Here is a 10,706-nt window from a genome sequence, read left to right as displayed (position 1 = left end):
GGACCGCGCAGACCGCGGTCCACGCTGAGCCCGTCCCTGCCGGCCAGCTCCTTCACGAGCTGGTCGGCCCCCTCGCCGCCGTCCATCGCATCACGGGCCCCCATACCGGTCGGCTCGCCGGAGCCCGGCAGTACCGCACCTGGCACCGCTACCTTCACGGCCGTCTCGATATGTACACGACTGCCGCACCCGACCTCGCGCCCGCCGCGGCGGCCCTCCGCCGCCAACTCGACACGACGAACCTGGACATCGAGCCCAGACTGCTGCACCACGACCTGCAGCCGGGTCACCTCGTCAGGCCCGCGGCTGGCGGGTCACTGCTACTGGACTGGGAACTCGCCGCCTTCGGCGACCCGCTGTCCGACCTCGCCCGCCTCGCCGTCCGTCTCGACCTGACCAACCCCACCGACGTGCTTCAGGTCGCCCGCCAGCCCGCTCCGGACGCCGTCCGCAGAGTCCAGGTGTACTGGCGCATTCATCAGCTCGCCGACGCAGCCCTCAGCACCGATCCGGTCGTACGGCAGCGCGGTCGGGCTCGCCTGGGGGGAGAGCTATAACCACTTCTTCCCTCGTGAACCACGACCTCTCGCAGGCCCCTCGCTGTTCACCGCTACTGAGCGGCGACTCTGCGTATCCAACAGTTCTGGGAGATCGTTGGCCAGGAACTTGGTTTCAATCGCCCCATTCCAGGCGCATCGGCTCGCGGGCGATGGCGAGGGCGTTGCCGAGACTCGCGAGGGTGGCGGCAACGAGTCGAGGCGGCCAAACGATCGGAGGAGGCGAGGCCGTTCGATTCTGCCGAGAGCGCTGAAGAGAGGGAAACCGCTTCTCTTCCGGCCTCGATTGTCAGTGGCGTCTGTCAGGGTATGCGCAATGCGTGCCGAGATGAGGGGCGGCGTAAGTGTTCCAGCGTGATGACTCTGGAGTCTCCGAGTCATTCGATCTTGATTCATTGACGGTGGGCGACCGCCTGCGACTGTTCAACTTCACGCAGCGTGATGATCCTGTCGCATATTTGTGGGTGCTGCGTGCGATGAACGTACTGCGAGCGGTACACCAGTTACAGGTTCACCCTGACGACGTGGCGAACACGCTGAAGGAGCTCGCCACAGAGCACGACGAGGTACCGTCTGCTGCGGATCTGAATCTGCGGGGCATGCTCGACAACCTCTCCTCGGACGACGAGCAGGTCCTCTATCGAGTGGAAGATCCGTTGCGGTGCGGCAATCTTGCCGCATACCGGAACCGGCAATCGGTCTACCAGTTCACGGAGATCGGCTACCGCGTCTACCGCGCGGTGGAGGAGGTCATCGGCTCCCGCGTACAGGACGCGAACCTGTCGCGGCTGGTCTTTGCCGACATCCTGACGGACTTCAAGGCGCTGGCGACAGCGAACCGGGAAGGCGACCGGGACGAGGTGTACCGCAAGCTCGCACGCCTCGACAGCGTGCTGGAAGACATGACCCAGCGGGCGGCGCGCTTCTATCTGACCCTGAACGACGTGGCGCGCACGACAGATGTCTCTCCTGAGACGTTCCTGCGCTACAAGCACGCGCTGCTGGCACACATGAGTGAGTTCACAGCGGAACTGGAGCGCTACGCGCCCCGGCTGGCCGAGGCCGTGTACGAGGTGGAAGACACCGGGGTCGAGACCTTGCTGGAGCGGGCCGCCGCAGTGGATGAGCGGCCCATGATGCGGCCGTCCGCACGCCTGGAGGACTGGCGGCGGCGCTGGATCGGGCTGCGCCAATGGTTCTTGGCGGACGGCCCCGCGGAGACCAAAGCCGCCCATTTGCAAGGCGCTACGCGCACGGCCATTTCGGGGGTCATCGCCCTGCTGCGGCAGGTGACGGAGTCACGTCGAGGAGGGGTGAGCCGGACCACCCAACTCCGGCATCTTGCCGCCTGGGCAGCGGCTGCGCCGGATGAGCAGGCTGCGAACGCCCTCGTGTCCGCCGCCTTCGACCTCCGCTCGGTACGTCATCTATCGGGTGCCCACGACGACGATGACCAGATCTCGCCGCGGACGACGTGGTGGGATGCGCCTGGTGTAGAGGTCAGCATCAGCCTGTTCCGGCACGGCAAGCGGCCAGCACCGGGTGGCCCGCAACCGGTCCGTACCCGCCGTGGTGCCCATGCCCGGCTACGTGAGCAGCAGTTGGCGGATCGGGCCGCGGACCGGGAGGCCGCGAAGGATCTCCTGGACCATGGGCCGCACGACCGGGTGCTGAACGAGGCGGAGACCCGCGCCGTGCTCAAGCTACTAACCCGTGCCCTGCAGGTGCGAACGGTCGTCGCGGGCCGACTGCGTTCCGGCACCGGCAGCAGCGACGTCCTGACGCTGCGCCTGATCCCGAACGAGCGCGGCAGCCAGCTGCGGACCGAGACCGGCACGCTGCACCTGCCCGGCTTCGCCCTGGAGATCAAGCCCCATGGTGCGATGCGCCGAAGCCGAACGGAGAAATCCTGATGCCCGCCCATCGCGTAGCCGCCTCCGTGGAGACCGCAGACCTTGGCTCGTACCAGCAAGCGGCCCGGCTCATGCTGCTGCATGGCATCGTCACCGAGAGCTACCCGCGGGCCAAGGCGCTTGCGCTGGTGCTGCAATGGGCCGACGAACTGGCCAAGGACTTCCGTGACCTGTTCGGCTACTCCTTGCAGACCAGCGCCCGCCACGCACGGCTGCTGCGGCGGCTGGACGCCTTCGACGCCAGCCAGGCGTTCCTCACGGTGAAGAGCAAGCGACCCTTCGACCGGCGGCGGCTGGCCTACCTCTGTCTGATCTTGGCCTGCCTGCACAGGTCGCGCGTCGAGATCAATCTCGCCGATCTCGTCAAACTGCTCACGCCGTCCGCGAACACGATCGAGCACTTGGGCTTCGATGCGACCGCACCAGGTCACAAGGACGCGGTCGTTGACGTGATGGACTGGCTCGTCGACCGGGGTGCACTGCGGATCTCCGATGGCTCCATGGAGGACTGGGCCCGTGACCACGACCGCGGGGACGCGCTGTTCGACATCGACCACGACACCTGCGCGGCGCTTTTCCGGCCGAACAAACCGCTGCAGCACCTGGTCAGCGCTGCTGGGCTGTTGGACACTCCGACCGCCGGCACCGGGCGCGACCCCCGTCGCCGCTTTGCTGCCCAGCGAGCCCGTCGGCTGCTGATCGAGTACCCGGTGGTCTACTTCAGCGACACCGACGCGGAGACCGCGACAGCACTGCGCCAGCCCACCCTGGCCGAGGACATCGCACGGCTGACCGGGTTGCCTGTCGAGCGCCGGGCCGAGGGCATCATGCTCGTAGACACCACAGGGCACTTTACGGACAAGCGGTTCCCCGGCCGCGGCGGAGCCGTCAACCGGACTGCCGGGCTGATACTCGCGAAGATCGCGGACCTTCGGGAAGACCCGGACCGGGCCAGCAGCCTTCACTACCTCCTGCCCACCGATCCAGGAGAGGAACACGCAGTCCTGCTCAGCCGCATCGATATGGCCCTGCCGCAGGCGGGCACGCTCGAAGCCTTGGCGCACGACCCGCACGCGGATGCTGGCGAGCACGCGGCCGAGGCCGATCCGGACTCCCCGGAGCATGAGGGGCAGACGGGCTTGCCCTTCGTGGAACACGGCACGCTGGAGCAGATGATCACCGAGCTCTATGAGGAGTTCGGCCCCTCGTCCTTCACCAACAAGTGGCAGGCCGATCCCGGCGGGCTACTGGCGGAGGCGGTCGCGCTCCTGGCGGACCTGCGCCTGGTCCACATCGTCCCCGGCGGGATTCTGGTCCGGCCCGCGGCCGGCCGCTACCGCAATATCACCGCCGTCCTACCGCGCCCCGCGCACGACGGCCAGTTCGCTCTTGACTTCCCCACTGAGGAAACCTCTCGATGACGCTCATCCCTCACTCCCGCACCGCTGACCGGTCGGAGGTCCGCTTCAAGCCCACCCGCGCCGGAGTGATCGGCCTATGGGACTACACCGACGAGGAGTTCGTCTTCGCCGACGGACGCCTGGTCCTGCGCGGGCACAACGGTTCCGGCAAGACCAAGGCCCTGGAGGTTCTCTTCCCCTTGGTCCTGGACGGTGTCCTCGACGCGAGGCGTCTCGATCCGTTCAGCGGCGAGGAGCGCACCATGAAGTCGAACCTGCTCTACAAAGGGCAGGAGTCCGCATACGGCTATGTGTGGATGGAGTTCGCCCGCACCGCACCCGACGGAGAGGTCCTCGAAGCCGTCACCGTGGGGATCGGCATGCGGGTGACCAAGCCGATGTCCACGCCGGCCCGCTTCTTCTTCGTCACCGACGGCCGTGTCGGCATCGACTTCGGCCTGCTGGACGCCGCCTCGCGCCCGCTGCGGGAGAACGCTCTGAAGAAGCTCCTGGGTGAAGGAGCCACCTACGCTACGGCGGAGGCGTACCGGGAGGCGATCGATGACCGGCTGTTCGGGCTGGGCCGCGAGCGCTACAACCAGCTGGTCAACCTTCTGCTCCAGCTACGGCGTCCTCTGCTGGCCAAGGACCTCGACCCGGTCAAGGTGTCCGACACCCTCACCGCCGGCCTGCGCCCCGTCGACGAGGACCTCATCCTGCAGGCCGCCCGCGATTTCGAGAACCTCGCCGAGATCCAAGCGCTCCTCAACGCACTGACGGGGGCGGACACCGCGGTCCGGACCTTCCTGCGTGAATACACCAGTTATCTGCGCGCCCATGCCCGTGACCGCGTGGACCAGGTCACCGGGCGCATTCAGGACACAGCCGCGCAGTGCGAGACGATCATGGAGGCGGCGGAGGACCACCGCACCGCCGAGCGGCAGCTGGCCTCCTCACAGCATGAGCGCGATACCGCCGAACGCCGGTGCAATGAGCTCAGCGCGAGCCTGGCCGAGTACAAGAACCACGACGCTATCAAGCAGCAGAACGGTCTCGAGGAGCTGCGCGATCGCGTACGCAACGAGCGCCAGGGCATCGCGGAGAGTGGCCGCCACCTCAACCGGGCCCAGGAGGGCTTGGCTGCCCTCAAAGGGGAGGCTGAGCGGGCTCTCCTGAGACACGATGAGCTGCGCAAGGCCGCTTCTCGGCATACCCACAGTCTCATGGACGCGGCGCGCCGCTGCGGCGTCCTGCACGACGACGACACACTGGATCTCGGTGCCGATCTGGACACGGACGTGGCAGGCCGGGTTGCCGCGCGTCGCAGCGAAGTGGAGGACGTACGCGTCCACCTCAGCGCGTCCGAGAACGCCGCGAAGGACCAGGAGCGCGAGCAGGAGCACGCTGACGCGGCGAGCGGTGAGCTGACCGAGACCGAGCGGCAATCCGCCGCAGCAGCTGAGAAGCTCGAGATCGTCCGCGCCACGGCCGACCAGGAGCTGGAGGAGTTCATCAGCCGCTGGAGCGGCAGTGATGACACCGCGGTCTTGGTCGCCGCCGACGGTGACGTACTGCGTACTGCCATCGCCGCGGTGGGGGAACCCGAAGCGGCCTCGCTGCCGGAGGAGTTTCGTTCCCTCACCGACCAGCGCCGCACCAGTGCTCTGGCCCGCGTCGAGAACTTGAAGCGGGAGTACAGCGACGTCGCGGAGGCCCTGCGATCCAGGCGAGCAGAGCGCGACACCGTGGCAGCGGAAGGCGACGACGCGCCCCCGCCCAGTGACCTGCGCCCCGCCAGCCGCGATGCGCGGCCCGGTGCGCCGTTGTGGCAGCTTGTGCGGTTCGCCGAGGATGTTCCCAACGATCATGCGGCTGCGGTGGAGGGCGCCCTGTACGCGGCCGGCCTGCTCACCGCCTGGCTGCACCCCGACCTTGCGCTGACCGACCAGGCACTGCACGACAAGGTCGGCGACGCCTATCTGCGCCCACTGCCTCCCGCGCAGCGGCCGACCGGACGCACCCTGGCCGACGTACTGGTCGTCGAAGATCAGCAGCTCGTCTCTGCCGCGGCCGTACAGGCTGTCCTGGCGTCCGTCGCCGTAACGGACGACGTCCCTGCGACGGACGGCGCGCTGCGCGCTCCTGCGGTCACGACCGGCTCGCACTTCTGCCTCGGCATCCAGATCGGTGCGCATCCTAAGGATCAGCCGGAGTACATCGGGGCCACGGCACGAGCCGCCCGCCGGCGCGAGCGGCTGCGCCTGCTCGAAGAATCCATCGCCGTCCTGGAAGCTCAGCTCGCCGGCATCGAAGAGCAGCAGAGGTACGCGCAGGAAGCATGCGACGACTTCGACCGCGCCAGGCATGAGCTCCCGCGCACCCAACCGATCATCCAGGCGGTGGGTCAGGTGGCGGTGGTGGCGGAGAAGGCCGCTGGCGCACGCCGCCGCCTCTCCGAAGCCCGCAAGCGGCTCGACGGGGCGATTGCGCGCGCCCATGAGAAGAATCGGCAGCTTCGGCATGCTGCCACGGCCGCACGGCTGCCTACGCTTCGTGAGGAACTGGACAACGTCGCGCAGGCCATCGACGACTTCGCCGACGCCGGCAAGGCGCTCTCCGCCTGCCGTGAGCAGGCCGATGCGGCCGAGCGCGACATCGCCGGCCGCAAGGAGATCATCGAAGCGCAGACCGAGTCCTGCTCAGAGCAGGCTGAGGCGCTACAGGCGCGTAGGGATGCGTTCGCCGTTCAGGAGGAACGTCTGCGCACCCAGGAAGCGACGCTCGAAGCTCCTCTGCAGGAGATTCTGCAGCAGATCACGGACGCGGAGGAGCAGCTCACCACGGCGCAGAAGACGTACGACCGTGCGAAGAAGGACGCGGAAGAGCATCGAGACCGGCTTCTGAAGGCTGACCATGCCCTGGAGTTCGGCCGTACCGCACTCGCCACGGCCGTGGCGGAGCAGGTGCGCACCACGCTCACGCTGGAGCCATATGCCCGGCCCGACCTTCTCGGCCTCCTCGAAGCGAACGCCGAGACCATCTGGCTGCCCCACGACATGTGGCCGAGCCCCGAGCAGGCAGTCCAGGCCCTCATGGACAGCCTGACCTCGCCCGGCATTCCCCTCACGGGCATCGAAGCCGCCCAGAGCGTCGTCCCCGCATCCGTCGCTTCCTTGGTCAACGCGCTCGATGAGGCGACCCGGGGCCGGCCGATCACCTCGAGCCTCCTGAAGACCGTGACATCCAAGATCTCTAGCGCTATCACCGCGCTGGAGGCAGCCCTGCTGGAATCTGATCAGGGTTACCTCTTCGAGTGGGAGCCGGCCGGTGACATCATCCTGGCCCGGGTCACCGACAGCGAAGGCCCCGCCCCCGTAACGGACTTCGCCCGTCGCCTGGCCGAACAGCTCGCCGATCAGAGCGTACTGCTGGAAGACAGGGAACGGACCGTCCTGGAGGACGGGCTCCTGACCGGGCTGGCCGAGCAAATCCATGATCGCACCGTCGCCGCACGCGACCTGGTCAAAAGCATGGACGCCGATACCCGCTCCAAGCCGATGTCCTCCGGTACCACCGTGGGCATCAACTGGATCACCTCCGACGCACTCACCGACTCCCAGCAGGCCGTCAACAAACTGCTCGACAAGGACGCCTCCGGTCTCGGACCGGCAGGACTGGCCGAGCTCCGCTCCCACCTGCGCAGCCAGATCCGCGCGAGGGCTGCTGCCGACAAGAAGAGGAGCTACCAGCAGGTGATCGCTGAGGTTCTGGACTATCGCGCCTGGCGCAAGTTCGAACTCCGGCTGTTCCGGCCGGGCATGAGCGAAGAGGAGCGGAAGAAGGGAGAACTGCTCACCAAGGCCAAGCACAGCGTGATGTCCGGCGGCGAGAAGTCCGCCTCCATCCACCTTCCGCTCTTCGCAGCCGCCCATGCGCAGTACAGCTCCGCCTACCCCACCTGCCCGCGGCTGATCGCCCTCGACGAAGCTTTCGCCGGCATCGACGAGAAGTACCGCCCCGACCTGCTCGCCCTCACAGCCAAGTTCGACCTCGACCTCTTCATGACGGGCTACGACCTGTGGATCACCTACCCTGACGTGCCGCAGATCTCCCACTACGACATGAAGCACGACGAGGCGTCCCACACCGTCTCCGCCATGCTGCTGGTCTGGGACGGCGAACAGATCCTCGATGACCTCGAGTACCCCGGATCCGACGATCTTGCCGCCGAACTCCTTGGCTTCGCGCCCCGTCGGCACGTTCCCGCAGGGGCAGGACTGCTCGCGGACATCCCCGAGGACCAGCCGACGAACGACAAGGTCGAGGAGACAGAATGACCGGATCGACAGAGGCATACGAGCGCTACCGGGCCCCCGAGTTCCGTCGGCTCCTGGCTGCTGCCCGGCGCTCGCTCGAGCGCAACGGCGGCGAGGTCAAGGGCTCCATCGGCCTGGCCAACCCGACCTCGGCCGAACGCACCGCTGTCATCGGCATCACCGGTGCGTACCGGTCGGCCGATGTCCGCCGCATTACCATCCCCCTCGGAACATTGGAGGAGAGCGTCCGCAACGTCACGGGCATGTCGCTCCGCGACGTCCTGGAACGGATCGGCCCCGAGCTGCGCTTTCGCGCCGATGAGCGGACCGTGCTCGATCAGGCCCGGCGGAGGATCCTTGCTGAGGGCGAGGCCAGCCCGCTTCATGCCGAGCATGCCTGGTACCGGCAGTGGCTGGCCAGCCTCGCATCCGACGGCACGATCACCGCGCTGATCAATAGGAAGGACCCTCACCTCTTCAGCCAGGCCGTCCGCGTCCTGGAACACCTCTACAGCCGGCCAAGCGACGCTCCACCGATCATGCTGCCCGCCTTGGCCGACGCCACCACAGGAGACACCAAGGCCCTCAATCCCGGCCGCGGCTCTCTGCCGACACTGGTCCTGCGGGCCTTGGCCATGGCACGCGGAGTCCCACTCGGATCAGGGGCCGAGTCTCGGCGCGAGTTGTGGGACGCCTTCGACGTCATCGTCGATGATCTGGCCAGCCGTGTCCTCGTCCTCAACCTCCCCGCGACCGGCCAGGGGCTGGGCCAGTGGCTCACCGACGCCGCCCGCTACGGCACTCCATTCCACATCACCCTCCACCAGCTCATCACCCTTCCGATCGCCGTGAACCTGCCAACGGTGTACGTCTGCGAGAATCCGGCCGTGCTCCGCCGCGCCGCTGGTGAGCTCGGTGCCAGCAGCCCGCCGCTAATCTGCACCGAGGGGCGCCCCTCGACCGCCTTTCACCGGCTGGCGCGGTTGGTCGTCGAAGCCGGTGGCACCTTGCTCTACCACGGGGACTTCGACTGGCCCGGCATCGACATGACGAATCAGCTCCGTATCCGCTATCACGCCAAACCCTGGCGAATGAGTGCTGCGGACTACCTCAGCGGTGTTCGCGCCGACAGCGACCATGTCCGGCTGAGCGGAAGGCGGCAGGACACCTGCTGGGAGCCAGAGCTCGCAGAGGTCATGGAAAGGGAGAACCGTGCTGTCTACGAGGAGGCGGTCGCCGACACACTCCTGGCCGATTGGTCATATGAGTCGCGGATAAGATCCAGCGAGGCACAAGAGGTAGCCCGTGACGCTGATAACCTCAGCGTTGTTGACGTGTGACGCATCGCGTCCGGCGCATTCGCCTTCATCTGCCCGGTCGCGGAACGGGGGGCGATGGTGTTCGAGCCGCTGCGGGAGAACGACCCCCGAGAAATCGCGGGCTTCCGACTGACCCAGCGTCTCGGCCAGGGCGCCATGGGCGTCGTTTACCTCGGATACCGCAGCCCCCGCCCCGTGGCGATCAAGGTCATCAAGCCGGCGCTGGCAGACCAGCCGTACTTCCGTCAGCGGTTCGCCCAGGAGCTGGAGGCGATCCGGCGTGTCGGTGGATTCCACACCGCGGCGCTCGTGGACGCTGACCCGGACGCGGAGCAGCCCTGGATCGCCACCGAGTACGTCCACGCACCCTCGCTCGATGTACTGCTGAACCAGCATGGCGCCGTGAGTGAGCTCGGGGTGTGGTGGCTGGCCGCAAGTCTGTCCGATGCTCTGATTCACATCCACTCTGTCCGGCTTCTCCACCGCGACCTGAAGCCCAGCAACGTGCTCGTCACCACACAGGGCACTCGTGTGATCGACTTCGGCGTCTGCCATGTCGGAGGTGCGACCGGCCTCACATCCGGCGACGTGCCGGTCGGCACCCTCGTGTACATGGCGCCGGAGCAGGCCATGGACTCCCGCAAGGCGAGCGAAGCCGCGGACGTGTACAGCCTGGGCGCGACGCTCGTGCATGCGGCGACTGGGCACCCCCCGTTTTACGCCGATATTCCGGTACAGCGGATACTGGACGTTCCTCCCGATCTCTCGGGCCTGCCCGAGAGCTTGCGAGGACTGATTGTCAGTGCCTTGTCCTACTCTCCGGAGGACCGGCCGACCGCCCACAGTGTGCTGGAGGCAGCCATGGACCGGCTGCTCGAGCACGCCGTGCCGGTCAGTGGTCCGCTTTACCCGCCGCTGCCTGGCGCGTTCCTCACGGACGTCCTGCAGGTGGAAGGTGCGCCTCCGGTGCCGCCGGATCCTCCTAAGTCAGTGTCGGCTCTGGAGGGTCTTGCGGGTCCGGAGCTCGGGGACGAGGTATCGCCCGCGGAACCTGCCGTCGCCGGCGCGTCCAGTGGCGGGGGCGCCCCCTGGGCTGACCGTTGGCGCGGAAAGATCCGCGACCGGCGATCTGACTTCGGCGGCTGATTCCGCCGGGTGCACAGCGGGATAGGTAGTAGAGCACGACAAGGCAATAGACAGT

The 10,706-nt window shown here is 67.4% G+C and carries 6 protein-coding genes; all 6 read left to right on the top strand.

All coding sequences use genetic code 11. The annotated features are described in order from the left end of the window. On the top strand, positions 1–557 hold a 557-nt coding region (locus ACFW1I_RS01190; RefSeq protein WP_384664921.1), incomplete at its 5' end, for a phosphotransferase family protein. Between the two features lie 344 nt (positions 558–901). Beyond that, on the top strand, positions 902–2,470 hold the full coding sequence (locus ACFW1I_RS01185; RefSeq protein ID WP_384664919.1) for a TIGR02677 family protein: 1,569 nt from the start codon (positions 902–904) through the stop codon (positions 2,468–2,470). Between the two features lie 26 nt (positions 2,471–2,496). Further along, the gene (locus ACFW1I_RS01180) at positions 2,497–3,891 is read left to right on the top strand and encodes a DUF2398 family protein (protein ID WP_384664918.1); all 1,395 of its coding nucleotides are present in this window, start codon (positions 2,497–2,499) and stop codon (positions 3,889–3,891) included. After that, positions 3,888–8,207, top strand: coding sequence for an SbcC/MukB-like Walker B domain-containing protein (locus ACFW1I_RS01175; protein WP_384664916.1), 4,320 nt, complete (start codon positions 3,888–3,890; stop codon positions 8,205–8,207). Before ACFW1I_RS01180 ends, ACFW1I_RS01175 begins: the two co-directional genes overlap by 4 nt. Further along, a complete protein-coding gene (locus ACFW1I_RS01170) occupies positions 8,204–9,526 on the top strand; it encodes a TIGR02679 family protein (RefSeq protein WP_384664914.1) in 1,323 nt (440 codons plus the stop codon). Before ACFW1I_RS01175 ends, ACFW1I_RS01170 begins: the two co-directional genes overlap by 4 nt. Positions 9,527–9,580: 54 nt before the next feature. Beyond that, complete coding sequence (locus ACFW1I_RS01165) at positions 9,581–10,651, top strand: serine/threonine-protein kinase (RefSeq protein ID WP_384664912.1); 1,071 nt, start codon at positions 9,581–9,583, stop codon at positions 10,649–10,651. The last annotated feature ends 55 nt before the right edge of the window (positions 10,652–10,706 follow it).

Origin of the sequence: Streptomyces sp. NPDC058955 (assembly GCF_042741435.1) — a bacterium.
Lineage (GTDB): Bacteria > Actinomycetota > Actinomycetes > Streptomycetales > Streptomycetaceae > Streptomyces.
This window is presented reverse-complemented; position numbering and strand designations above follow the sequence as displayed.